20 protein-coding genes are annotated in these 24,115 nt (G+C 77.1%); 16 read left to right on the top strand and 4 right to left on the bottom strand.

Going from position 1 to position 24,115, the window contains the following annotated elements:
- Positions 1–24 precede the first annotated feature (24 nt).
- Genes J3P29_RS00645 through J3P29_RS20550 form a run of 9 tightly spaced genes read left to right on the top strand, consistent with a single transcriptional unit; the run spans position 25 to position 8,796 of the window.
- On the top strand, positions 25–162 hold the full coding sequence (locus J3P29_RS00645; RefSeq protein ID WP_210491049.1) for a hypothetical protein: 138 nt from the start codon (positions 25–27) through the stop codon (positions 160–162).
- Positions 159–248, top strand: coding sequence for a potassium-transporting ATPase subunit F (locus tag J3P29_RS00640; RefSeq protein ID WP_210491048.1), 90 nt, complete (start codon positions 159–161; stop codon positions 246–248). The genes J3P29_RS00645 and J3P29_RS00640 overlap by 4 nt, the downstream gene beginning before the upstream one ends.
- Entirely contained in the window at positions 249–2,033 is a 1,785-nt protein-coding gene (kdpA, locus tag J3P29_RS00635; RefSeq protein ID WP_210491047.1) for a potassium-transporting ATPase subunit KdpA, read from the top strand.
- Between the two features lie 14 nt (positions 2,034–2,047).
- Complete coding sequence (locus tag J3P29_RS00630) at positions 2,048–2,728, top strand: potassium-transporting ATPase subunit C (protein ID WP_210491046.1); 681 nt, start codon at positions 2,048–2,050, stop codon at positions 2,726–2,728.
- Complete coding sequence (gene kdpB / locus J3P29_RS00625) at positions 2,725–4,821, top strand: potassium-transporting ATPase subunit KdpB (RefSeq protein ID WP_210491045.1); 2,097 nt, start codon at positions 2,725–2,727, stop codon at positions 4,819–4,821. The genes J3P29_RS00630 and kdpB overlap by 4 nt, the downstream gene beginning before the upstream one ends.
- A gap of 7 nt (positions 4,822–4,828) precedes the next feature.
- The gene (locus J3P29_RS00620; RefSeq protein ID WP_210491043.1) at positions 4,829–6,049 is read left to right on the top strand and encodes a histidine kinase; all 1,221 of its coding nucleotides are present in this window, start codon (positions 4,829–4,831) and stop codon (positions 6,047–6,049) included.
- Positions 6,046–6,696, top strand: a complete 651-nt coding sequence (locus tag J3P29_RS00615) for a hypothetical protein (protein WP_210491042.1) — start codon at positions 6,046–6,048, stop codon at positions 6,694–6,696. The genes J3P29_RS00620 and J3P29_RS00615 overlap by 4 nt, the downstream gene beginning before the upstream one ends.
- A 31-nt stretch (positions 6,697–6,727) precedes the next feature.
- Complete coding sequence (locus J3P29_RS00610; protein ID WP_210491041.1) at positions 6,728–8,116, top strand: ATP-binding protein; 1,389 nt, start codon at positions 6,728–6,730, stop codon at positions 8,114–8,116.
- On the top strand, positions 8,113–8,796 hold the full coding sequence (locus J3P29_RS20550) for a response regulator transcription factor (protein ID WP_349239738.1): 684 nt from the start codon (positions 8,113–8,115) through the stop codon (positions 8,794–8,796). Before J3P29_RS00610 ends, J3P29_RS20550 begins: the two co-directional genes overlap by 4 nt.
- 113 nt (positions 8,797–8,909) lie before the next feature.
- Here the strand turns inward: J3P29_RS20550 and J3P29_RS00600 are convergent, their stop codons facing one another.
- The gene (locus J3P29_RS00600) at positions 8,910–9,308 is read right to left on the bottom strand and encodes a hypothetical protein (protein WP_210491040.1); all 399 of its coding nucleotides are present in this window, start codon (positions 9,306–9,308) and stop codon (positions 8,910–8,912) included.
- Positions 9,309–9,570: 262 nt separating this feature from the next.
- Between J3P29_RS00600 and J3P29_RS00595 the strand changes: the two genes are divergently transcribed.
- From J3P29_RS00595 to J3P29_RS00580, 4 genes are all read left to right on the top strand, one after another.
- The gene (locus tag J3P29_RS00595) at positions 9,571–11,562 is read left to right on the top strand and encodes a potassium transporter Kup (protein ID WP_246851378.1); all 1,992 of its coding nucleotides are present in this window, start codon (positions 9,571–9,573) and stop codon (positions 11,560–11,562) included.
- Between the two features lie 99 nt (positions 11,563–11,661).
- Positions 11,662–12,978 carry a hypothetical protein gene (locus J3P29_RS00590; protein WP_210491037.1) on the top strand — a complete coding sequence of 439 codons (1,317 nt, stop codon included), beginning with the start codon at positions 11,662–11,664 and terminating at the stop codon, positions 12,976–12,978.
- A gap of 1,081 nt (positions 12,979–14,059) precedes the next feature.
- Complete coding sequence (locus J3P29_RS00585) at positions 14,060–14,680, top strand: TetR/AcrR family transcriptional regulator (RefSeq protein WP_210491036.1); 621 nt, start codon at positions 14,060–14,062, stop codon at positions 14,678–14,680.
- Positions 14,677–15,918, top strand: a complete 1,242-nt coding sequence (locus tag J3P29_RS00580) for a DUF418 domain-containing protein (protein WP_210491035.1) — start codon at positions 14,677–14,679, stop codon at positions 15,916–15,918. Before J3P29_RS00585 ends, J3P29_RS00580 begins: the two co-directional genes overlap by 4 nt.
- 440 nt (positions 15,919–16,358) lie before the next feature.
- Here J3P29_RS00580 and J3P29_RS00575 read toward each other — a convergent pair whose 3' ends face one another.
- Both J3P29_RS00575 and J3P29_RS00570 read right to left on the bottom strand, forming a co-directional pair.
- Positions 16,359–16,946 (bottom strand): sugar O-acetyltransferase, encoded by a 588-nt coding sequence (locus J3P29_RS00575; RefSeq protein WP_210491034.1) that lies wholly within the window; start codon positions 16,944–16,946, stop codon positions 16,359–16,361.
- A gap of 230 nt (positions 16,947–17,176) precedes the next feature.
- Entirely contained in the window at positions 17,177–18,145 is a 969-nt protein-coding gene (locus tag J3P29_RS00570; protein ID WP_210491033.1) for a glycosyltransferase family 2 protein, read from the bottom strand.
- A gap of 73 nt (positions 18,146–18,218) precedes the next feature.
- Here J3P29_RS00570 and J3P29_RS00565 point away from each other — a divergent pair, with 73 nt between their 5' ends.
- Both J3P29_RS00565 and J3P29_RS20225 read left to right on the top strand, forming a co-directional pair.
- Positions 18,219–20,129 (top strand): serine/threonine-protein kinase, encoded by a 1,911-nt coding sequence (locus tag J3P29_RS00565; protein ID WP_210491032.1) that lies wholly within the window; start codon positions 18,219–18,221, stop codon positions 20,127–20,129.
- A gap of 10 nt (positions 20,130–20,139) precedes the next feature.
- A complete protein-coding gene (locus tag J3P29_RS20225) occupies positions 20,140–20,274 on the top strand; it encodes a hypothetical protein (RefSeq protein WP_282599889.1) in 135 nt (44 codons plus the stop codon).
- Between the two features lie 192 nt (positions 20,275–20,466).
- Here the strand turns inward: J3P29_RS20225 and J3P29_RS00560 are convergent, their stop codons facing one another.
- A complete protein-coding gene (locus J3P29_RS00560; RefSeq protein ID WP_210491031.1) occupies positions 20,467–22,764 on the bottom strand; it encodes a serine/threonine-protein kinase in 2,298 nt (765 codons plus the stop codon).
- A gap of 233 nt (positions 22,765–22,997) precedes the next feature.
- On the opposite strand from J3P29_RS00560, the gene J3P29_RS00555 reads away from it, so the two are divergent.
- Positions 22,998–24,110, top strand: a complete 1,113-nt coding sequence (locus tag J3P29_RS00555; protein ID WP_210491029.1) for a glycosyltransferase family 4 protein — start codon at positions 22,998–23,000, stop codon at positions 24,108–24,110.
- Positions 24,111–24,115: the final 5 nt, after the last annotated feature.

Here is a 24,115-nt window from a genome sequence, read left to right as displayed (position 1 = left end):
CGTACGCGCCTTCACACCTTCTTGATGCCGCCATCGAGAAGCCCCACACGGCCTCGGCGGCCCGGGGCGCACCGTGAAGGCATGGACCTGATCGCCATCGGCCTCGCGGGCGCGTTCTTCGCCGCGATGCTCCTGCTCGTCGACGGGCTGGACAAGGCATGACCGTCGCGGAATCACTCGCGCTGGTCGTCGCCGCCGTCCTGCTCGCCTACCTCCTGTACGCCCTCGTCCGCGGAGAGGAGCTGTAGATGCCGGGCATCGTCCAGCTGCTCGTGCTCGTCGCCCTGACGATCGCGGTCACCCCCGTCCTCGGCGGCTACATGGCGCGGGTCTTCACCGGCCGCCGCGTGCTGCTGACCCCCGTCGTCGGTCCGCTCGAGCGCGTCCTGCTGCGCGGGCTGCGCGTCGGCCGCGACGCCGACGGCCAGCCCGCCGGGCAGACCTGGAAGGCCTACGCGAAGAGCCTGCTGCTCTTCTCCTTCGTCTCCTGGCTGGGGCTCTACCTGATCCTGCGCACCCAGGGCCTGCACCCGTGGAACCCGCTCGACCTCGCGTCGGGCACGTGGGACCTGTCCTTCAACACCGCCTCGTCGTTCGTCACGAACACGAACTGGCAGTACTACGCCGGCGAGACGACCCTCTCGTACTTCAGCCAGATGGCCGGCCTGGCCGTCCAGAACTTCGTCTCGGCGGCCGTCGGCATCGTCGTCGCCATCGCGCTGATCCGCGGCATCGCGGCGCGCGGCACCGGCGACCCGAAGGCCGGCCCGGCGCTGATCGGCAACTTCTGGAACGACCTGGTGCGCGCGCTGCTCTACGTGCTGCTGCCGATCGCGCTGATCGGCGCGCTCGTGCTCGTCACCCAGGGCGTCGTCCAGACCCTCGGCGGCCCGATCGACGCGACGACGCTCACGGGCGCCACGCAGACGATCGTCCGCGGCCCGGTCGCCTCGCAGGAGGCCATCAAGCTGCTCGGCACGAACGGCGGCGGCTTCTTCAACGTCAACTCCGCCATGCCGTTCGAGAACGCCACGGCGCTCTCCAACCTGGTCGAGATGCTGCTCGTCCTCGCCATCCCCGCGGCGCTGACGAACACCTACGGCCGCATGGTCGGCTCCCGCCGCCAGGGCTGGGCGATCTTCGCCACGATGGGCGTGCTCTTCCTCGCCCTCGCCGTCGTCGGCACGCTCGCCGAGCAGCACGGCACCCCCGTCCAGCACGCGCTCGGCCTGACGACCGACGCGGTCAGCGGCGCGGGCAACGGCAACCTGGAGGGCAAGGAGCAGCGCTTCGGCGTCGCCGGGACCGCGCTGTTCGGCACCGTCACGACATCCACGTCGACCGGCGCGGTCAACGGCGCGATGGAGTCCCTGACCGGCCTCGGCTCGCTCATGCCGATGATCGGCCTGGCGTCGAGCGAGGTGATCTTCGGCGGCGTCGGATCCGGCCTGTACGGGATGCTGCTCTTCGTCATCCTGGCCGTCTTCGTCGGCGGGCTGATGGTCGGCCGCACGCCCGAGCTGCTCGGCAAGAAGATCGAGGCGCGCGAGATCAAGCTCGCGACGCTCGGCGCGCTGTACATGCCGCTGACCGTCCTGGCGACGACCGCGCTGGGCGTCGCGACGGGCCACGGCAAGGTCTCGCTCTTCGCCAGCGGCCCGCAGAGCTTCTCCGAGACGTTCTACGCCTACCTGTCGCAGGGCAACAACAACGGCTCGGCGTTCGCCGGCTACACGGGCTACGTCCAGCCGAACGGCACGAACGACGGCGCGTTCGGCATCACGTTCGCCGACCTCCTCGGCGGGGGCTCGATGCTCTTCGTGCGCTTCTTCCCGATCGTGATCGTCCTGGCGATCGCGGGCTCCCTCGCGCGGAAGAAGGTCGTCCCGTCCGGGCCCGGCACGCTGCGCACGGACAGCCCGACGTTCGTCGTCCTCCTCATCGGCGTGATCGTCCTGATCGGCGCGCTGACGTTCTTCCCGGCGTTCCTGCTCGGCCCCGTCGTGCAGGCCCTGACCGGCCACCTCTACTAGGCCCGGAGACCCAGATGCTCTCCCGACTCCGCAGGGACCTCCTGTCGTCGATCGTCGCCGTGGTCGCGCTCACCGTGATCCTCGGCGTCGCCTACCCGCTGCTCGTCACCGGCCTGTCGGCCGTGGCGATGCCCGACCGCGCCGGTGGCTCGCTCGTCGAGCGGGGCGGCACGGTCGTCGGCTCGAAGCTGCTGGCCCAGGACGGCCGGCGCCCCGTCGTGGGCGCCGACGGACAGCCGCAGGAGGACGCCGACGGCGACCCCGTGCTGCAGGCCGACCCGCGCCTGTTCCAGGCCCGCCCGTCCGCCACCGGCTACGCCGCGAACGCCACGGCCTTCGCCAACCTGGGCCCGAACAGCGCCGACACCCGCGACGCGACGAAGGCCAACCTCGACGCCTACCTGGCGCTCGAGCGGCCCTACGACCACGACCTGACCGTCGCCGGCGTGCCCGCCGACGCGGTGCAGACGTCCGCGTCCGGCCTGGACCCCCACATCTCGCGCCGCAACGCGTGGATCCAGGCGCGGCGCGTCGCCGCGACCCGCCGCCTGCCGTACGCCCGCGTCCTGGAGCTCGTCGACGACGCCACCGACGGCCGCGCCCTCGGCGTCCTCGGCGAGCCGGGCGTGAACGTCCTGGCCCTCAACCTCGCGCTCGACCGCGCGTCCTCCTCGACCTCCGGCGGTGCGCGATGACCACCCGCTCCGATGCGTCCCTGCTGACCCCCGACGTCCTGCGGCCCGCGCTGCTGGACAGCCTGCGCAAGCTCGACCCGCGCGTGCAGGTCCGCAACCCGGTGATGCTCGTCGTCGAGGTCGGCGCGGTCATCACCACCCTCGTCTGGCTGCTCCAGGTCCTGGGCGTCCAGGTCGACGGCGGCGAGGGCGGCCAGGCCGGCTGGTTCACGTTCGTCGTGACGGTCTGGCTGTGGCTGACCGTCGTCTTCGCCAACCTGGCCGAGGCGCTCGCCGAGGGCCGCGGCAAGGCGCAGGCCGACACGCTGCGGGCGATGCGCACCGACACGGTGGCGCGGATGCAGGACGGCTCGCACGTCCCCGCGGCCGAGCTGCGGCCCGGCGACGTGGTCGTCGTCACCGCCGGCGAGGTCATCCCGGGCGACGGCACCGTCGTGCGGGGCATCGCCTCCGTCGACGAGTCCGCCATCACCGGCGAGTCCGCGCCCGTGGTGCGCGAGGCCGGCGGCGACCGCAGCGCCGTCACCGGCGGCACGCGCGTGCTGTCCGACGAGATCCTCGTCGAGATCACCCAGGAGCCCGGCGGGTCGTTCCTGGACCGGATGATCGGCCTGGTCGAGGGCGCCGCGCGCCGCAAGACCCCGAACGAGGTGGCGCTGGGCATCCTGCTGGCCGGCCTGACGATCGTCTTCCTCGTCGTCACGGTCACGCTGGCGCCGTTCGTGCGCTTCGCCGGCTCCACGGTCTCGATCGCCACCCTGATCGCCCTGCTCGTCGCCCTCATCCCCACGACGATCGGCGCGCTGCTCTCCGCCATCGGCATCGCCGGCATGAACCGCCTGGTGCGGCGCAACGTCCTGGCGCTGTCGGGCCGCGCGGTCGAGGCGTCCGGCGACGTCGACGTCCTGCTGCTCGACAAGACGGGGACGATCACGCACGGCAACCGCCGCGCCACGGCGTTCCTGCCCGCGCCGGGCGTCGACGAGCGCGAGCTCGCCGAGGCCGCCCGCCTGTCGTCCCTGGCCGACGAGACGCCCGAGGGCCGCTCGATCGTCGCGCTGGCGGACGAGCGCTTCGGCGCCGCGGACGGCGACCGCCCCGCACGCGACGCGCTGCCCGACGCGGAATGGGTGCCGTTCACCGCGCAGACGCGGATGAGCGGCGTCGACACCGGCGGCCGCCGGCTGCGCAAGGGCGCCGGCGACGCCGTGCTGCGCTGGGTGGACGAGCAGCGGCCGTCCGGCGACGCCGAGTTCGACCGCGTCCGCGCGGCGGTGGCGGAGCAGGCCGACCGCATCGCCCGCGACGGCGGCACGCCGCTGGCGGTCGCCCGCGACGAGCAGCTGCTCGGCGTCATCGGCCTGGAGGACGTCGTCAAGGACGGCATGCGCGAGCGCTTCGACCGCCTGCGGGCGATGGGCATCCGCACCGTGATGGTCACGGGCGACAACCGCCTGACCGCCGCGAAGATCGCGGAGGAGGCCGGCGTGGACGACTTCCTCGCCGAGGCGACGCCGGAGCGCAAGCTCGAGCTGATCCGCGAGGAGCAGGCCGGCGGGCGCCTGGTGGCGATGACCGGCGACGGCACGAACGACGCGCCCGCGCTGGCCCAGGCCGACGTCGGCGTGGCGATGAACACGGGCACCCAGGCCGCGCGCGAGGCCGGGAACATGGTCGACCTGGACTCCAACCCGACGAAGCTCATCGAGATCGTCGAGGTCGGCAAGCAGCTGCTCATCACCCGCGGCGCGCTGACGACGTTCTCGATCGCCAACGACATCGCGAAGTACTTCGCGATCCTGCCCGCCATCTTCGCCGGCGTGTGGGCCACCTCCGGGTCGGAGGGCCCGCTCGGCAAGCTCAACGTCATGGACCTGGGCTCGCCCGAGTCGGCGATCATCTCGGCGATCGTCTTCAACGCCCTGGTGATCCCGCTGCTGGTGCCCGTCGCGCTGCGCGGCGTGGCGTACAAGCCGGTCGGCGCCACCGCCCTGCTCCGGCGCAACATGCTGATCTACGGCCTGGGCGGCGTGATCGCCCCGTTCGTGGGCATCAAGCTCATCGACCTGCTCGTGCACGCCCTGGGGGCGTGACCGTGCCGTGAGCGCGCGCGGCCACCACACCGTCTACCTGGGGATGGCGCCCGGCGTCGGCAAGACGTACCGGGCGCTGGACGACCTGCGCCGGGCCCGCGACGGCGGGCGCGAGGCGGTCGTCGCGCTGCTCGAGACCCACGGCCGCGCGGAGACCGCCGCGCGCGCCGAGGGCCTGCCGACGCTGCCGCGCCGCACCGTCGCGCGCGGCAGCGTGGTGCAGGACGAGCTCGACCTGCCCGGCCTGCTCGCGTGGGCCGGGCGCGTGGTCGACGCGGGCGGCGGCCGGCCGCTGGCGATGATCGACGAGCTCGCGCACACGAACGCGCCGGGCCTGGAGCACGAGAAGCGCTGGCAGGACGTCGAGACCGCGCTGGTCGCCGGCATCGACGTCCTCTCCACCGTCAACGTCCAGCACCTCGAGTCGCTCAACGACCAGGTCGCGCGCCTGACCGGGGTGCGCGTGCGCGAGACGGTGCCCGACCGCGTGCTCGTCGACGCCGAGGACGTCGTCGTCATCGACCTGCCGCCCGCGGTGCTGCTGCAGCGGCTGCGCGACGGGCAGATCTACCCGCCGGAGCGCATCCCCGCGGCGCTGAACAACTTCTTCCGCATCGAGCGGCTGACCGCGCTGCGCGAGACCGCGCTGCTGCAGGCGGCCGAGGAGGTCGGCGCCCGCCGGGTCGGCTCGGCGCGCCCCGTCCGCCGCCGCGACGACGACGAGCGCCGGGCGGTCGACGAACGCGCCGGGATCGGCGCGACGGGCGAGCGACGGCTGGCCGACGACGTCGCCGAGGCGGTGCAGGAGCGCCTGCTCGTCCTCGTCTCGGCCGGCCCCGGCGGTCAGCGGGTGCTGCGCCGCGCGTGGCGCTCCTCCCGCCGGCTGCACGCCAAGCTCGACGCCCTGCACGTCCAGCGCCCCGGCCACGCGCGGACGCCCGGCGAGGACCGGCGGCTGGACGGCGTGCGCCGGCTGGCCGCTGCGCTCGGCGTCGAGCTGCTCGTCGAGGAGGACGACGCCATCGAGGACGCCGCCGAGCGCGTCGCCGCGACCCGCGGCACGACCTACGTCTTCCTGGGCGCGGGGCCGCCCGCCCGCGGCTGGCGCCGCCTGCGCGAGCCCCTGCCCATGCGCCTCGTCCGCCGGCTGCCCGGCGTCGACGTGCGGATCGTCGCCGACCGCGGCGACGGCCTGGAGAAGAAGCGACGGTCCCGGGAGGACCGATGACCCCCACCGTCCCCGTCCCCGCCGTCCTGCCGCTCGCGGACGTCATCCCGATCGCCGCCGCCCTGGCGCTGGGCCTGATCGCGGGCGCCGCGACGGTCCTCGCCGCCCGGCGCCGCGCGCGCCGCCGCGGCCGCTCGCGCATCCTGCTCGCCCTGCCGGGGGCGACGCTGTCGTGCGCCGCCGTCGACGCCGCGGCCCGCCTGGCGCACGCGGACGACGCGACCGTGGTGCCCGCCGCGCTCGTCGTCACCCCGTACGCGCTGCCGCTCGGCGGCGCCGCGGCGCCCGAGGCGGCCGAGCCCGCCCTGCAGCTGCTCGACGCCGCCGAGGCGCGGCTGCACCGGACGGGCGTGGACGTCGACCCGCGGCTGGTGCAGGGCCGCACGGTCCGCCACGCGCTGCGGCAGCTCACCACCGACGAGCCGTTCGACCGCCTGATCGTCCCGGCGGGCGACGGCGACCGGGGCCTGTCGGCGCAGGACGTCGCGTGGCTGCTGGCGCACATCCCCGGCGAGGTCGTGGTGCTGCGGGCCGGGGAGCCCGCCGCGGGCGAGGAGCGGCCGCCGCTGGCGCTGCCGCCGCTGACGGCGGGCCGCCGCGCCCGTGGGCCGGCCGCGCGCCGCCGGGTCGCCGCGCCGCGTGCCTGAGCGCCGGCGGGCGGCGGACTACCCTTGGCCGGTGCCGTCGCCTGCGCCCGGGGTCGCCGCCCCGCCCGACCCCGCCCGCGGCGCCGCCGTCGCCGTCGCCGGCGTCGTGGTCGCGACGCTCGCCGTCGAGGTGCTGAAGGCGTGGGCGCCGCCCGTCTCGCTCGGCGTCCTGTACGTGCTGCCGGTCCTGCTCGTCGCGACCCGCTGGGGCGTGTGGCTCGCGGTCGCCACCGCCGTGCTGTCGATGGCGGCGTTCAACTTCTTCGCGCTCGAGCCGCTCTACACGCTCGCGCTGGCCGACCGACGGCACTGGGCGGCCGTCGCGGTGCTGCTGGTCACGGCGGCGGTGACGGCGCGGATCGCCGAGGCGGGCCGGCGCGAGGCCGCCCGCGCCCGTGCCGCGCGCGACGAGGCCGACCTGGTCGCCGACCTGGCGCGCACCGTCCTGGCGGCCGACGGCCTGCGCGCCGGCCTGGACGCGGCGGGCGCGCGCCTGAGCCGGGCCACGGGCGCGACGGTGACCGTCGCGCTGGCCGACGAGCCGGCGGCGGGGCGCAAGGCGATCCCGCTCGAGGGCCCCGACGGCCCGGTCGGCGCGCTGCGCTTCCCGCCCGTCCTCGGCCCCGACGGCCGCGAGCTGCTGCGCCGCGTGGCGCCCGCGCTGGCCGCCCTCGTGCGCACCGCCGTCGAGCGGCGGCGGCTGGCGGACGAGGCGCTCGCCACCGAGGCGCTGCGCCGCTCGGACGAGGTGAAGACGACGATCCTGCGCGCCACGAGCCACGACCTGCGCACGCCGCTGACCCAGATCGCGGCGGGCGCCGCCGCGCTGCGCTCGCCGTCGCTGGCGCCGGAGGAGCGCGACGAGCTGGCCGCCGACGTCGAGCAGGGCAGCGACCGCCTGTCCGCGATGATCGACAAGCTGCTGGACCTGTCGCGCCTGGACGCCGGCGCCGCCCATCCCCGCGCGGCGCTCGTGGCGCTGGACGACCTGGTCCGCGACGCGGTCGACGACCTGGCCGCCGCGGCCGGGCGCGTGCGGGTGGACGTGGAGGAGCCGCCGCCCGTCGCGTGGGCCGACCCCGTCCACGTCACCCGGATCGTCGGCAACCTGCTGGAGAACGCGCTGGTCCACGGCGCCGACGAGCCCGTGCTGGTGCGGGTCGTGCGCCGCCGCGAGCGCGCCGTGGTGCGCGTCGTCAGCGCGGGCGGCGGCATCCCGCGCGACCGGCTCGAGCGGATCTTCGACCCGTTCGAGCGTGGCGACGCGCCCGCGGGCACCGGGTCGGGCCTGGGGCTGGCGATCGCCCGCGGGTTCGCCGAGGCCAACGGCGGCGCGCTGTACGCGGAGAGCTACCCGGGGCAGGGCGCGGCGTTCGTGCTGGAGCTGCCGGTCGCCCCGCCGGCGGAGGCGCGCCCGTGAGCGCCCCCGACCGCGCCGTGCTCGTCGTCGACGACGAGCCGCGGATCGTCCGCGCCCTGCGCGTGCTGCTGCGCGACGCGGGCTTCGCGACGATCGAGGCCGGCACCGTCGCCGACGCCCTCGACCGCGCCGCCCTGCACGCGCCGGTGGCGGCGATCGTCGACGTCATGCTGCCCGACGGGTCCGGGATCGACGTCGCCCGCGGCCTGCGCGAGTGGAGCGACCTGCCGATCCTGATGCTCTCCGCCCAGGACGACGAGGACGGCAAGGTCGCCGCCCTCGAGGCCGGCGCCGACGACTACGTGACGAAGCCGTTCGGCCCGCGCGAGATCGTCGCCCGGCTGCACGCCGCGCTCCGCCGCACCACGCCCGAGGGGCAGGAGCCCGTCGCGCGCGTCGGCGGCCTCGAGATCGACCTGGCCGACCACCGCGTCAGCCGCGACGGCGTCGAGATCCACCTGACCCGCACCGAGTTCGCGCTGCTCCGCGAGTTCGTCCGCAACCGCGGCAAGCTGCTCACCCACCAGCACCTGCTGCTGCACGTGTGGGGCGCCGCCTACGCCGACGACACCGCCACGCTGCGCACCCACATCGCCAACCTGCGGCGCAAGGTCGAGACTCCCGACGGCCCGCGGATGATCCGGACCGAGACCGGGGTCGGCTACCGGCTGGTGGTCTGAGGCTCAGCGGCGCGGGCCGATGCGGCACAGCTCGTCGCGCCGCACCCAGCCCCGGACGTCGCTGGCGTCCGCGATGACGTACGCCCACCGCCGCCGGCGGTCCCAGCGGCGGATCAGCGGGCGTAGGCGTAGACGTGGCCGTCGGCGCCGTGCCGGCCGCCGAACGCGCGGATCGTGACCGACCGCCGGCCGACGTACGCCGCGCCGCCCACGGCGACGGAGCCGAAGGCCCCGCGCTGCGCGGCGGTGACGATCCGCACCCCCTTCGGCACGACCAGGCGCACGTCGCGGTGCTCGCCCTTCGGGATGTGGACCGTCCGGTAGACGAGGACGGCGCCCGCCGGCAGGCGCTGGCCGACGTGGATGCCGGTGCCGGGCAGGGCGACGGGCGTCGTCCGGCGGGCCCAGGTCTTCTGGGGGCTGACGACCGGGGCGGCGGCGGTCGCGACGGCGGGGCCGGCGGCGAGCGCGAGGACGGCGACGGCGAGCGGGCGGGAGGCGGGACGGGGCACGGGGTCTCCTGGGGTCGGGGCGGCCGGCGGACCTCTCACGCAGAGGACGTCCGTGGGCGCCGGGATGCACGCATGTTCCTGCACGGGATCCCGCGCGTCCACGGCGGACGAGGCGGCCGGGCGCGCCATCCCGCCGAGCGAGCGGGAGCGCGCCAGTCGGCGGGTGGTGGCGCTCCGGGGTGCACACTCTGGGCATGGCCCGGACCCCCCGCCCGACCGCGCACGCCGCGGCCCGTCGCCCCGCCCGCCCGGCGGCGGCGCGTTGAGCGCTCCCGCCGGGCCGGGGCCCGCCGCAGGGGCCACGGCGCCGTCCCCCGCCGACGGCGGCCGGCCCCCCGGCCGGTACGACGGGACGAAGCACGCCGCGCAGGTCGGCGCGGGCGCGGGCGCGCTGACGGTCGGCGCGCTCGGCGTCGTCTTCGGCGACATCGGCACGAGCCCGCTCTACGCGATGAAGACGGTCTTCACGGCGGACGACGGCGCCGTGACGCCGACGCGCGGCGACGTCCTCGGCGTCGTCTCGCTCATCCTCTGGCTCTCCACGCTCGTCGTGTCCGTCAAGTACGTGACGCTCGTCATGCGGGCCGACAACGACGGCGAGGGCGGCATCATGGCCCTCATCGCGCTGGTCCAGCGGCTCAAGCTCCGGGGCCGGGCGGGCGCGTGGCTGCTGGCAGCGGGGCTCATCGGCGCCGCGCTGTTCTACGGCGACGGCGTGATCACCCCCGCGGTGTCCGTCCTGTCGGCCGTCGAGGGGATCGAGGTCGCGGCGCCGCACCTGGAGCACCTGGTGGTGCCGCTCGCGCTGGCGGTCATCGCGGGGCTGTTCGCGATCCAGCGGCTGGGGACCGGGGCCGTGGGCCGCCTGTTCGGGCCGGTGATGGTGGCGTGGTTCACGATCCTGGGCGTGCTCGGCGTCGTGCAGGTGGCCGGGCATCCCGAGGTGCTGCGGGCGGTCTCGCCCACGTACGGCGTCGCGTTCTTCGTCGACCACCCGGGGGTCGCGTTCATCGCGCTCGGGTCGATCGTCCTGGTCCTGACGGGCGCCGAGGCGCTCTACGCCGACATGGGCCACTTCGGCCCCGGGCCCATCCGGCGCGCGTGGTTCCTGGTGGTCTTCCCCGGCCTGGCGCTGAACTACCTGGGCCAGGGGTCGCTGATCCTGGAGGACCCGTCGGCGGTCCAGAACCCCTTCTACCTGCTCGTCCCGAACTGGGGCCGCGTGCCGATGATCGTGCTGGCGACGCTCGCCACCGTCATCGCGTCGCAGGCGCTCATCTCGGGCCTGTTCTCCGTCACGCGGCAGGCGGTCACCCTGGGCCTGCTGCCGCGCCTGACGATCCGCCACACCTCGGAGCACGAGATCGGCCAGGTGTACGTGCCGGTCGTCAACTGGGGCCTGTTCGTCGCCGTCGTCGCGGTCGTCCTGGGCTTCGGGTCGTCGGCCAGCCTGGCGTCGGCGTACGGGATCGCGGTGACGGGCACGTTCGTCCTGACGACGGTCCTCTTCGCCGTGATCGCCCGCCACCGCTGGCGCACCCCGCTGCGCCTGCTCGTGCCGGGGATCGGCGCGCTGCTCGTCGTCGACGTGGCGTTCTTCGCGGCCAACCTGACGAAGGTCGCGCACGGCGGCTGGTTCCCCCTCGTCGTCGGCGCCGTGGTCTTCGCCGTGCTGACGACGTGGCGCCGCGGCTCGATCGCCGTCACCGCCAACCGCATCGAGGAGGAGGGGCCGCTGCGCGCCTTCGTCGAGGACGTCCACGCGACGGAGGCGACGCTGCACCGGGTGCCCGGCACGGCGGTCTTCCTGAGCGCCGACCGGGACACCACGCCGCTCGCGCTGCGGGCGAACGTCGAGCACAACCGGGTGCTGCACGAGCACGTCGTGATCGTGTCGGTCGTCACCACGCGGGTGCCGCACGTCCCGCCGGCGGAGCGGATCGACGTGGACGACCTGGGCTACGCCGACGACGGCATCACGCACATCACCGCGCGCGTCGGGTTCCAGGACCAGCCCGACGTGCCCGCCCTGCTGCGGCTGGCGCACGACCGCGGGCCGGAGGCGCAGGTCGACGTGGACCGGGCGACGTTCTTCGTCTCGCGCATGACGATCGTCCCGACGGCGGATCGCGGGCTGGCCCGCTGGCGCAAGCGGCTGTTCGTGGCGATGGCGCGCAACGCCGCCAGCCCCGTCGACTACTTCAGGCTGCCGGTCGACCGGACGGTCACGCTCGGGTCGTCGATCGGGCTGTAGCGCGCGCCCCCGCCCGACGTGTGCGCCGTCCACGCGGCGGCGGGAGCGGCGATCCGCCGTCCTCAGGAACCCGTGAGGCGGCTGCGCTAGCGTCCGCGCATGTCCACGAAGAAGCGCAAGCCGAAGCCGAAGCGATCAGGCAGCCCCGGGCACAAGCGCCCCGCGGTCGCGGCCCCGCCGACCGAGCTGACCTTCGACCGCATCGGCAAGCCCGAGATCGACCGCATCCTGCGCGAGCAGATCGGGATGACGCTCGCGACCGCCCTCGAGCGCTCGTCCGTCCCGGCGGTCCAAGCGTTCGTCGACGAGCTAGAGGCCGAGGACGACGCGGTCAACGCCGTCCGCGAAGTAGAGGCCGAGCTGGGCATCGAGCCCGGTACGGGCGAGATGCCCGAGCTCGAGCCGGAGCAGGAGGTGCAGCTGCTCCGCGTCGACGCCGACCAGGAGCGCCAGATCTCCGAGGTCGACAAGCGCCTGATCGCGATCTGCCGCGAGGCGATGGTCGCGCTGGAGCGCCGCGCCGTGCGCGCCGAGAAGGAGCTGGAGGGCGCGCAGCGCACCGCCGAGCGGGCCGAGACGCAGGCCGCCCGCCACGAGCGGCGTGCCGAGGAGCGGGTGGCCGAGGCGCAGGAGCTGCGCGGCAAGCTCGAGGTGGCCGAGGCCGAGCTGGCCGAGCTGCGCGCCGAGCTGGAGCGGGCGCGCGCCCGCGGCGAGCGCCTCGAGCACGAGCTGGAGGAGGCGCCCGACCCCGAGACGGTCGACGCGGCCGGCGCCGGCGCCGTCGAGGAGCTGCGCGCGCGCCTGAAGGAGCGCGAGGAGCTGTTGGTCGAGGCGCACGCCGAGCACGAGCGGCTGGAGGTGGCGCTGGACGCGGCCCGCCGCGAGGCGCTGCGGCTGCACCGCGAGATGGAGGGGATCGAGGAGGACGACGAGGCGGGCGAGGAGGAGCTGCCCGAGGTCGAGACCGTCCTGCAGGCGGTGGAGGAGGCGCAGAAGCGCTGCAAGCACCTCGTCTTCACCGAGCGCGCGTTCGAGACCGCCGAGGACTCCCCGTTCTGGCGCCCCGACATGGTCCTGGCCGACCTGCTCAAGCTCGACAAGGTCGCCGAGGCCTACGAGCGGCCCGAGGGCATCGGCCAGCCCGTCGGCCAGTACGCCCAGGACCTGGGCCTGGACTGGCGGTCCGGCGTCGGCGAGGTCTGGTACGGGATCCACCCGAACGACTACCACTTCTCCCACGACGGCCAGACGCTCCGCGTCGCCGAGCACGTCCGCGTGGCGAACGGCTCCGGCGCCCAGCGCTGCGCCCGCATCTACTGCGCCTTCCACCCCGGCTCCGACCAGGAGGGCGACCTGCCGCGCGGGGTCTACGTGGGGCCGGTCGGGCGGAAGCTGCCGGACTCGACGACGGGGTGAGGGGCCGGGCGCGTTCTGGTTGGGGCGGGCCCGGGGTGGGATGCGCCGGACGTGTTCCGGCTGAGGGCCGGATGGCGGACCCGAGCCGGAACGCGCCGCGGGGGCAGGACGGGTTCCGGCTGAGGGCCGGATAGCGGACCCGAGCCGGAACGGGCCGCGGGGGCGGCCGCCTGTTCCGGCTGAGGGCCGGATGGCGGACCCGAGCCGGAACGCGGCGCGGGAGCCGAACGGGTTCCGGCTGAGGACCGGATGGCGGACCTGAGACGGAACGCGGCGCGGGGACCAGACGGCCCGGCCGGGTCGAGGCGGTGGCGGGCCGGCCGCGCGTTCCGTCCCACGCTGCGGCGGGGCACCCTTCGTGTTCCCGGATCGAGCGGTATGCGCTCGTCTGGTCCACCTCGCCCGAAGGGTCGGCGGGTCGGGGGCCGAACGCGCGGCCGGCGCGCGCTCGGGACGCAGGCCGTCCGCGCCCCCGGGCGTCCCGACGGCGTCCGTCGCGTGCGCGTCGCTCGATCCGCCGACCGCCGCGCATGCTTCGGCTGTCTCGGCCCCCCCACCGCCGCGGCCGCGACCCCGCGCCGCGTCGTCCGTCACCCGCTCGTGCCGGCCCCGGTTCGTCCGTCCGCCGACCGGTCACCTCCTTGGCCCGCAGGGCCGGGTCGCCCTCGGGCCGGGCCCGCCGGGCCCGCGGGGCCGGGTCGTCCTCGCGCCCGGCCCGCCGGACCCGCCCGGCCGGTTCGCCGCGCCGCCCGTTCGCCCACGGAGCGCGTTCCCGCCGTCCGATCGCCCCCCGCCAGCCGGTCCCGCGCGGGCCCTCGCTCCATCGACCTCCGCTACTGGACCTCCGCACCCAGACCTTCCCTCTCGGACCTCGGCCCACGGACCTCCGCTCCCGGACCTCCGCCCCGGACCTCCGCTGCGCACCCCCACGCCCGGCAGGGCCGAGCCCGCGTGCCACGCAGATCGCCCTGGCCGAGGAGGCGGCCCGCGGCGACCGCGGCGGTCTGTCATGGGCGTCGCCGTCCGCGCCTCCTCAGCCGCTACGAATCCCGCCGCGCAATACACGTGTATGGTGCCCCGCATGCCCGCCATACAGCTGTATTGTCGAGACGTGCCCGCTCCCGCCGAGGACCGCCGTGCCGAGCTGCTGGACGTGCTGCTGCGGCTGATCGCCGAGCGCGGCCTCGAGGGCGCCACGATCCGGGCGCTCGCCGACGCCGCCGGCGTGTCGGTCGGCGCCGTCCAGCACCACTTCCGCACGAAGGACGACCTGCTGCTGTCGGCGTTCCGGCGCACGGGGGAAGATCTGGAGGCCCGGGCCGACCGCATCGGCCGCCGCGCGCTGTCCGCCCGCGCCGCCGTCCGCGGGATCCTGCTCGAGCTGCTGCCGCTCGACGCCCGCCGCGAGGCCGAGCTGCGCGTGGGACTGGCGTTCGCCGCCCGCGCGATGACCGTGCCGGCGTTGCGCGCCGAGCTGGCCTCCGACCTGGAGGAGCTGCGCGCGGGCCTGGCGGAGGGCTTCGCCGCCGCGAAGGTCGAGGACCCCCGCGCGGCCGCCACCGCCGCGATGGCGCTGGTCGACGGCCTCGCGACGCAGCTGCTGTTCGCGGACGCGGGCGCGCCGACGCCCGACGAGGCGATCGCGGCGGTCGACGCGCACCTGGACCGCGTCCTGACGCGCCGGCGCGGGCGGCGGTCGTGAGCGCCCGCCACGTCCCGCGGCCGACGTCTGCCGCATCAGCTGCCGGCGCCGCTCGCGCCCCGCGCCTGCTCGACGTCGACGCGCTCCGCGGCTTCGCCCTCCTGGGCATCCTCGTCGTCAACAGCACGTTCTTCGCGTCGGCCTTCGCGATCTACGAGGTCGCGGACCCGGCGTTCTCCGGGCCCCTCGACGACCTGGGCCGCTGGATCGTCGCGGTCCTCTTCACGTCGAAGTTCTACGTCCTCTTCTCGTTCCTCTTCGGCTACAGCTTCACGCTGCAGATCGACGCGGCCGGGCGGGCCGGGGCGCCGTTCGTCCCGCGCTTCCTGCGGCGACTGCTGGGGCTCTTCGCGATCGGCGCGGCCCACGCGGTGCTGCTGTGGCAGGGCGACATCCTCACGACGTACGCGGTGCTGGGCCTGGTGCTCCTCGCGCTCCGTGGCCTGTCGCCGCGCCGGGCCGTGCGGATCGCCGGCGGGATCGTCCTGCTCTCGGCGCTGTTCTTCCTGGTCGCGGGGCTCGACGAGGCCGCGCGGGGCGCGACGGCCGACACCGCGGAGCGGATCCGCGGGGCGACGGACGCCACGGCGTACTGGCGCGGCAGCGTCGGCGACGTGATCGCGCAGCGCCTGTCCGAGATGCCGGCGACCGCGGCGCTCCTCCTGCTGCTGCAGGCGCCCTCGGCCCTGGCGATGTTCCTGCTCGGCCTGGCCGCCGGCAAGGTGCGCCTGTTCGCGCGGACGGACGAGCTGCTGCCCGTGCTGCGGCGCGTGGCGGCGGTGTGCCTGCCGGTCGGCGTCGCGGCCGGCGGCCTGTACGCCGCGATGACGCTCGGGCAGGCGGGGACGCCGACGGCCACGTTCGGGGCGACGGTCGACGTGCTCGGGTCCCCGGTCCTCGCGACGGGATACGTCGCGGCGCTGCTGCTGCTCTTCCGCACCGCCCGCGGCGGCCGGCTGCGCGCCGCGCTGGCGCCGGCGGGCCGGATGGCGCTGAGCAACTACGTGCTGCAGTCCCTCGTGCTAGCCCTGCTCTTCACGGGCTACGGCCTGGGGTTGGTCGGGCACCTGGGGCCGCTCGTGGTCCTCGGCGTCTGCGCCGCGATCTTCGCCGGGCAGCTCGCCCTGAGCGCCTGGTGGCTCGGCCGCCACCGCTACGGCCCGATCGAGTGGGCGCTGCGGGCGTTGACGACGTGGTCGTGGCCGCCCTGGCGGACGGCGCGCGCCGCGGCGAGCTGAGGGGCGGATCGGCCCCCGTCGTCCGAGCTTGGGTCGCCGGGGTGGGGGCGAGGAGAGCCGGGGCGCGCGCCGCGGACCGCGCGTCCCGCCCCAACCGGCCCCGCGCGCCCCCGAGTGTTCCCGGATCGCGCGCTATCCGCGCGTCTGTTCCCCCTCGCGGGCCGGCCGGGGCAGCATGGGACGGAACGCGCGGCCGACGCACCGCTCGCCCGGTCTCGCTGCGCTCGCACCCGACAGGTCGGGGGCGGGTGGGCCCGCGTTCGTCCCACGCGGTCCCCGGCCCGGAGGGTGTGGGACGAATCCGGGGCTAGAGCCCGCTTTCGTCCCACTCGATCCTCGGGGCGGGACGGTCGGGATCGAATCGTGGCTGGGGCCGCCGCGCGCGCCCCGCCGCACTCGGCCGCGCCTGGCTCGCGCCGCGCCCGATCTCCCCCCGCCCCTCAGCGCTCCGGCACGGCGACCCGGTCGCCTTCGCCGATCTCGCGCACCACCCGCGCCGGGCTGCCGACCGCGACGACGCCGGTGGGCAGGTCGCGCGTGACGACGGACCCGGCCCCGACCACGGTGTCGTCGCCGATGGTCACGCCGGGGCAGACGATCGTGCCGGCCCCGAGCCACACGTTGTCGCCGATGGTGATCGGGGCGCCGGACTCCCAGCCGGCGCGCCGCGGTCCGGGATCGATCGGGTGCGTCGCGGTCAGCAGCTGGACGCGGGGGGCGATCTGGCACGCGCGGCCGATGCGCACCGCGGCGACGTCCAGCACGAGCAGGTCGAAGTTGACGAACGTGCCGTCACCGATCGTGATCGGTGCGCCGTACTCGCAGCGGAACGGCGGGCGGACGACCACCCGCTCTCCGACGCCGCCGAGCAGCTGCCGGAGCAGCGCGTCCCGCCCCGCGTCGTCGGCCGCCGGCGCGCCGTTGTACCGCTCCAGCAGCTCCTGGGCCCGGACGTAGTCGGCCTCCAGGTCCGGGTCGTCGGCGACGTACAGCTCGCCGGCCAGCATGCGGTCCTTCATGCGTCCCATCCGCCCATCCTGGCGCTCGCGGCGAGGCCGTGTCGCCGGTCGCCCCGGCGTCGTCGCCCCGCCGCGGCGAAGCGCGTCCCGTCCCGCCCCCTTACGCCGTCGCGGCCGGGCGTGTCGCGGGTCGCCCCGGCGTCGTCGTCCCGCCCCGCCCCCTACGCCGTCGCGGCCGGCCGTGTCGCCGGTCGCCCCGGCGTCGTCGCCCCGCCGCAGCGAAGCGCGCGCTTCCCGCCCTACGCCGTCGCGGGCCGCTCGAGCTCGGCGTTGAACGCCTCGGCGGCCTCGCGGATCCCCTCCCCGTGGTGCGGGGCGAGGATGGCGCGCACGTGCCACCAGTACCGGCGCGGCGAGTGGCCGGGGAGCACCGTCGCGGCGAGGGTGCGCAAGACGTACGGGAGCGCCGCGAACGGCCGGCACGCCAGCGCGACCGCCGGCCCGTGGTGGGCGGCGAGGTAGCGCTCCTGGTTGCGGTGCAGCTCGATGATCCGTCGCCGCGCGCCGTCGCCGGTCGACAGGCCCTCGTGGTGGATGCACTGCGCGGCGGGCACGTGCAGCGTGTGCCAGCCGGCGTCGGCCAGGCGGCGCTGCAGGTCGACCTCGTCGCCGTACACGAAGTACTCGGGGTCCAGGTGGCCGATCGTGGCGGACGCCTGGACGCGGACGAGCAGGCACGCCGACTGGCACCAGTCCACCCGGCGGGTCTGGCGCGGCGACTTGCCCGACTGCACGACGAGCGCCTTGTGCAGCAGGAACGCCTGGGCGAGCGTGGTGCCGAAGCCGGGGAAGCGCCACGCGGAGGGCTGCTCGTGGCCGTCGGGGCGCAGCAGCGCGGCGCCGGCGCACGCGGCCTTGGGATCGCGCTCGAGGGCCGCGACGAGCTCCTTCGTCGCGCCCGGCCGCAGCTCGCTGTCCTCGTTGAGCAGCAGGGCGAAGCGGCCCGACGCCTCGTCGAGCAGGCGGGAGTCGTTCGCGGCCTTGCCCTCGCGGCGGGGGAGCGCGATCACGCGGGCGCCCACGGGGTGCTCGCGGGCGATCCGCACCGAGTCGTCCGTGGAGGCGTTGTCGAGGACGAGCACCTCGGTCGGGCGCTCGAGCAGGCGCTGCTCCAGGGCGATCGCGTCCAGGCACGCCGGCAGGAACTCCGCGCCGTTGGTCCCGACCACGCAGAAGGTGACGAGCGGGGACTGGGCCGTCGGGGGCACGCGTGCACGGTACCGACGAGGGGGCCCGTCCGGCAGACTGCACGCGATGCACCGACGGAGCGGAGGGTGACTCGTGCCCGAACCCGGTGACCTGATCGGCGGCCACCGCGTCCTGCGCCAGCTCGGCCAGGGCGCGATGGGCACCGTCTGGCTGGCCGAGCACGTGACGCTCGGCCGGCAGGTGGCGCTCAAGCTGCTCCAGCACGGCCTGGCGGACGACCCGTCGTTCCGCGACCGCTTCGAGCGCGAGGCGCGGCTGGCGGCCCGGCTGGACCACCCCAACGTCGTGCCGGTGTACGACGCGGGCACCGACCCCGCGGGGCTGTGGCTGACGATGCGCTACGTCGAGGGCGAGGACCTGCGCCGCCGGCTGACCCGCGCGCGGCAGCTGACGGACGGCGGCGCGCCGGCCGACGGGGTGGAGCGCCCCGCGGGCCTGCCGCCCGAGGAGGCCGTGCGCATCGTCGAGGCGGTCGCCGCCGGCCTGGACCACGCGCACGCCCGCGGCATCCTGCACCGCGACGTCAAGCCGGGCAACGTCCTGCTGGAGGAGGCGCCGGGCGCCGCGAGCGCGGACGGCCTGCCGCCGTTCGGCCGCGTGCTGCTGGCGGACTTCGGCCTGACGAAGGAGCTCGACGGCGCCGGCGACCTGACGCAGACCGGGATGCTGCTCGGCTCGGCGGACTACATGGCGCCCGAGCAGATCGAGGCGCGGCCGCTCGACGCGCGCGCTGACGTCTACGCGCTCGCGGCCATGCTCTACGTGGCGCTGACCGGCCGGCCGCCGTTCGAGGGCGCGACGATGGCGAAGCTCTTCGCGCACGTCAACCGGGAGCGGCCGACGGTCTCCGCCGTCGTGCCCGACCTGGCGGCGTTCGACGCAGTCATCGCGCGGGGCATGGCGCAGGATCCGGAGGACCGTCCCGCGTCGGCCGGCGAGCTGGCCGCCGCGGCGCGCGAGGCGCTCGCGCAGGACGATCCGCAGGCGACGGTCGCGTTCCCCGCGCCCGTAGCGCCACGCCGGCCGACGCCGCCGGGGGCGGTGCCGCCCGCGCCGCGGATGCGGGACGAGGCGACCGGCGAGCGCACGCGCGTGGCGCCGCCGGCCGACCGCACCCGGGTGGCCCCGACGCCGCCGGCCGGCCCGCGGGCGGCGCGCCCCGGCGGCGGCGTGCCCCCGGTCGACCCGGCGGCGCCGCCGCGGCAGGGCGCGAGCCGCTGGCTGCTGCCCGGCCTGGCCGTCGCGGCGCTGCTCGTGGCGCTCGCGGTCGTCGTCGTGCTGGGGCTCCGGCCCGGGGACGACGGGGACGACGCGCGGGCCGACCGCGGCGACCGGACGACGACCCGGGAGCGCACCCGCACGCGGACGCAGCGCGCCACCACGGCGCAGGCGCCCGCGAGCCCCGAGACCACGCCGACGGAGGCCACGCCGCCGCCGACCACCACCGGGCCGTCCCCCGACGGCGGCGAGCGCTCCGTGCGCGGCGGCGGCACCCTCGCGCCCGGCGCGCCCGACGGCGACCCCGGGTCCGGCGCCCCGCTCCCCGGCGACGGCGGCGCGGCGACGTACACCGCGCCGGACGGCTCGTGGCGGGCCCTGCTCGCCGAGCCCGGCAACGGCTGGCGGTCGCCGACCCGCACGTCGCAGAGCGGCGGCGCGCTCTTCCGCCTGCGCCAGCGCGGCCCGGACGGCCGGCTGATCCTCGTCGACCACACGCCGTCGCAGCCGGCGCGCTTCGACACCGGCCCGGGCGTCCTCGAGACGCGCACCCTCTCCGGCACCCGCTTCGGCGACGTGCAGGCGTACCGCTTCAAGGACGCCCGCATCGGCTCGATCCCGGAGTGCGCGTCGCTCGAGTGCGTCGACGTGCCGCTGAACGAGGGCGAGGGCGGCCCGGGCTGGGGCGTCCTCGTCGCCGCCCCGACCCCCGACGAGGCGTGGGGTCTGGCCGACCGGGTCGCGCGGACCCTCGCGCCGAGCTGAGGGCGAGAGCATGTGCGACGTCCTGAGCGCCGTCTTCGAGGTCACGTGGCCCGAGCGCCGCGGGTGGGCGCGGTGGCTGTGGGCCGTTGCGCCCGTGGTGGTCGTGGCGGCGGGCGCGGTCGCGGCGTACCTGACGCTGGCCTGAGCGCGGGCGGGCAGCGCGGAAGCGGGTGCGGTCGGCGGCGCGGAGCCGGGCCGTGGTCACGGTGTTCCGGGGCGATGAAGCCGTTGGGGCGGCGGCCGCCGAAGTCGGGGGCGCGTGCGGGCGAGTTCGCTTCCTGGCCGCAGGTAGCGGCCAGATCGCGAACTCGGTCGCCCTCGCCCGGCCCGCGCGCCGTCAGCCGACGCGCACGTGCCGCGCCGCCGCGACCGCCAGCCGGCGGGCGGCGCGCGCGTCGGGGGTGGCCGCCACGAGCAGGACGCCCCCCGACGCGCCGTTCGCCGGGATCGCGGCGCAGACCCCCGTCCGGCACATCGCGTAGCGGCCCCCGGTGAAGACGCCGCCGCGCGTGCGGCCCAGGCGCGGCAGGCGGACGGAGAACCCGGCGCCGGCCGCCGGGCCCAGGACCGCCGTCCGGCCCGGCAGGTGCTCGACGACGAGGCGCGCGCCGTCGGCCCGTCGCAGGCGCGTGAGGACCCGCGCGCCGCGCTCGAGCTCCTGCGTGGCCGTCTGCCGCCAGCCGGCGGCGACGGGCAGATCGAGCGTCCACGCGCCGCCGCCGAAGCGCCGGTAGCCGTCCGGGACCGGCGGGGCGGGCGGGGTCGCGGCGGCGTACGGCGCGCGGCCACCGACGGCCGGAGCGTCCGGGCCGGCCGCCGCGTCGGCCGTGGGGCCTGCGGCCTCGGCCGTGCCGTCAGCCGTGTCGGCGGCGCCCGTCGCCGAGCCTCCGGGGGCGGGGGGCCTGGAGGCCCCTGTAGCCGCGGCGGTCGCGCCGGACCCCCGCGCGGCCGCGCCGGCGGGAGCGGCGCCGGGCGCGTCGGCGCGACGCGCGTCCTGCCCGGCCCCGGTGTCGTCGCCCGCGTCGCGCGACGCGGAAGCGCTCGCCGAGGGACCCGCGCCCGGCCGGGTCGCGGTCCCTCCACGGGCGTCGGCCCGGAGCGGCGTCGACGCCGGGGGCGACGTCCGATCGGCCGCCGGGCGGTCGCCGACCCGGTCGACGGCCGCGTACGCGCCGCCGAGCACGACGAGCAGGCCGCCGGCGGCGAGCGGCACGGTCCACCGCGCGCGCCGGGCGGGTGCGCGCCACAGCGCCTCGCGCGTCGCCGGCGCGGGATCCCGGTCGCCCGCTCCCAGGGTCGGGGTCGGCGCGCCGGCGGCGCGTCCGCTGGCGGCCGCTTCGCCCGCGCCGACGGCGCCGACGGCCGCGCTCGCACCGACGGTCCCACCCGCGCCGCGGGCCCGGCTCGCGCCGGACGCCGCGCCCCCGCCGACCGCCTCGCCCGCCCCGAAGGTCCGGCCCACGTCGGCGCCCCGGCCCACGTCGGCGACCGCCCCGACCGCCGCGGCTCCCGCGGCGACCTCGGCCGGCGTGGCGGGTCGCACGACGGCGCGCGCGACCGCCGCCCGCGACGCTGCGGCGCGGCCCAGCGCCTCGCGCGCCGCGCGGGCGACGGCGCCCGCGGTCGACGGCCGCGCGGCGGGGTCCGGGTCCGTGGCCGCGGCGACGACGGCGTCGAACGCCGTGCCCAGGCGCGGCACCACAGCCGAGGGTCGCAGCCCGGTCGTGCGCCCGGCCGCCGTGCTCGCCGCGTCCCGGTCGGGCGCGTCCCCGGCCGCCGTGGGCGAGGCGGACGCGGCCCCGCCCAGGGTCGGTCCGGCGCCGCGGCCCGCGGCGACCGCCGCCGGTTCGGGCGCCACGCCCGTCAGCGCCTCGAACAAGACGCACCCCAGGGCGTGCACGTCGGCGGCGACCGTCGGCTCTGCGCCGCGGAGCTGCTCCGGGGCGGCGTAGCCGGGCGTCCCGCCGACGGTCGGGCGGGGGGAGCGCCCGAGGGCCGGGTCATCCAGGTGCGGGATCGCCGCGCCGACCGCGGCCGTCGCCGTGCCGCGCTCCGGCGCGGCGCCGTTCCCCGGCGCGGCGCCGTTCCCCGGCGCGGCGCCGGATCCGGCCCACGGCGGCCCGCCCGGCGGGCGGCCCGCGGCGTCGGCCAGGCCGAAGTCCGCCAGCTCGGCGTGCATGCGCCGCCCCGGACGGTCCTCGACCAGGACGTTCCCCGGCTTGACGTCGCGGTGGACGAGCCCCGCGGCGTGCGCGACATCGAGGGCCGCGGCGACCTGCTCGACGATCTCGACGGCCTGCTCGGGGTCCAGGCTGCCGGTGCGCCGCAGCAGGACGCGCAGGTCGGGACCGTCGACGAGCCGCATCGCCAGCCACAGGCGGTCGTCGTCGCTGCCGTGCTGCAGCACCGTGACGACGTTGGGGTGGTCGAGGGCCGCGGCGATCCGCGCCTCGCGCAGGAACCGCCAGCGGAACGCCGGGTCGTGGGCGAGCGGCGGACCGACGACCTTCAGCGCCACCCGCCGCCCGAGCGCCACCTCGGTCGCCAGGAAGACGACGCCCGTGGCGCCGTGCCCCAGCTCGCGCTCGAGGAGGAAGCCCGCCAGGCGGTCTCCGGGTGCGGGCAGGGCGGGCACGTCCCGATCCCGTACGCCGCGCGCGGGCGCGGTCCTGCCGGACGGGCGTCGTCGTGCAGCCGCACGGGCTGGGCGCGTCCGCCGCCGTCGGCCGTCCCTCGCCCGCCACCCGCCGTCCCTCGCCCGCCGCCCGGCCTCGCCCGCCGCCCGGCCTCGCCCGCCGCCCGGCCCCGCCCGCCCGCCCGCCGCCCGTCCGCGGCCGGCCCCCGCCCCGCCGCTACCGTTCGCCCCCCGTGCACGTCCGGCTCGTCGACCCGTCCGCCTACACCCCGCCGTACGACCACGCCCTGGCGTCGGCCCTCGCGCGCGGCGGCGACCGGGTGACGCTGATGACGAGCGACTTCCCGTACGGCCGCGTCCCGCCGCCGGAGGGGTACGTCATCGAGCGGGCGTTCTACCGCCGCGCGGTCGGGCCGGCCGGGTCGCGGCTGCGGCGCGCGGCGAAGGTCGCCCAGCACGTGCCCGACATGCGGCGCCTGGCGCGGACGGCCCGCGACGCCGACGTCGTGCACTTCCAGTGGCTCGCCGTCCAGCACGTCGACGTCCGCCTGCTCCCGCGCGACCGGCCCGTCGTCCTGACCGCCCACGACGTGCTCCCGCGCGAGGCGCGCCGCGGCCAGCGCGACGCCCAGCGGCGGCTGTACGAGCGCGTCGACGCCACGGTCGTCCACTCCGCCCACGGCCGCCGCCGGCTGGTCGAGGACCTGGGCATCGATCCGGCGCGCGTCCACCTGATCCCGCACGGCGCGTTCCGCCACCTGACGACGCTGGAGCCGGCGCTGCTCCCCGCGCCGCTCGATCGGGTCAAGCGCCCCGTCGTCCTGTTCTTCGGGCTGCTGCGGCCGTACAAGGGCGTCGACGTGCTGCTCGAGGCGTGGCGTCGCCTGGCCGGCGACGGCGAGCCCGCGGCCGAGCTGTGGATCGTCGGCCTGCCGAAGATGGACGTCTCCGCCATGCGCCGGACCGCCCCGGCCGGCGTGCGCTTCGTCGACCGCTTCGTGGCGGACGAGGAGGCCGCGGCGTTCTTCGCCCGCGCCGACGCCGTCGTCCTGCCGTACCGCGAGATCGACCAGTCCGGCGTCCTCTTCACCGCCCTCGCGTTCGGCAAGCCGACGGTGCTGAGCGCCGTGGGCGGCTTCCCCGAGATCGCGCGCGAGGGCGCCGCCGAGCTGGTCCCACCCGGCGACGCGCCCGCCCTGGCGGACGCCCTCGGCCGGCTGCTGGGCGACCGTCCGCGCCGCGAGGCGCTGGCGGCCCGCGCGGCCGAGCTGGCGGCCGGGCCCTACTCGTGGGACGCGATCGCGGCGGCCCATCGGGCGGTGTACCGGGGGCTGCTGGACGGCTGAGCGCG

Source organism: Patulibacter sp. SYSU D01012, assembly GCF_017916475.1.
Taxonomy (GTDB): Bacteria; Actinomycetota; Thermoleophilia; order Solirubrobacterales; family Solirubrobacteraceae; genus Patulibacter.
The sequence above is the reverse complement of the archived record's forward strand: the minus strand, read 5'-3'. Positions and strand labels throughout refer to the sequence as shown.

Bases quoted from the DNA above. Each gene is read 5' to 3' on its own strand.
- J3P29_RS00645 (WP_210491049.1), top strand. From the start codon at position 25: ATGCCGCCATCGAGAAGCCCCACACGGCCTCGGCGGCCCGGGGCGCAC.
- J3P29_RS00640 (WP_210491048.1), top strand. From the start codon at position 159: ATGACCGTCGCGGAATCACTCGCGCTGGTCGTCGCCGCCGTCCTGCTC.
- kdpA (WP_210491047.1), top strand. From the start codon at position 249: ATGCCGGGCATCGTCCAGCTGCTCGTGCTCGTCGCCCTGACGATCGCG.
- J3P29_RS00630 (WP_210491046.1), top strand. From the start codon at position 2,048: ATGCTCTCCCGACTCCGCAGGGACCTCCTGTCGTCGATCGTCGCCGTG.
- kdpB (WP_210491045.1), top strand. From the start codon at position 2,725: ATGACCACCCGCTCCGATGCGTCCCTGCTGACCCCCGACGTCCTGCGG.
- J3P29_RS00615 (WP_210491042.1), top strand. From the start codon at position 6,046: ATGACCCCCACCGTCCCCGTCCCCGCCGTCCTGCCGCTCGCGGACGTC.
- J3P29_RS00590 (WP_210491037.1), top strand. From the start codon at position 11,662: ATGTCCACGAAGAAGCGCAAGCCGAAGCCGAAGCGATCAGGCAGCCCC.
- J3P29_RS00585 (WP_210491036.1), top strand. From the start codon at position 14,060: ATGCCCGCCATACAGCTGTATTGTCGAGACGTGCCCGCTCCCGCCGAG.
- J3P29_RS00575 (WP_210491034.1), bottom strand. From the start codon at position 16,946: ATGGGACGCATGAAGGACCGCATGCTGGCCGGCGAGCTGTACGTCGCC.
- J3P29_RS20225 (WP_282599889.1), top strand. From the start codon at position 20,140: ATGTGCGACGTCCTGAGCGCCGTCTTCGAGGTCACGTGGCCCGAGCGC.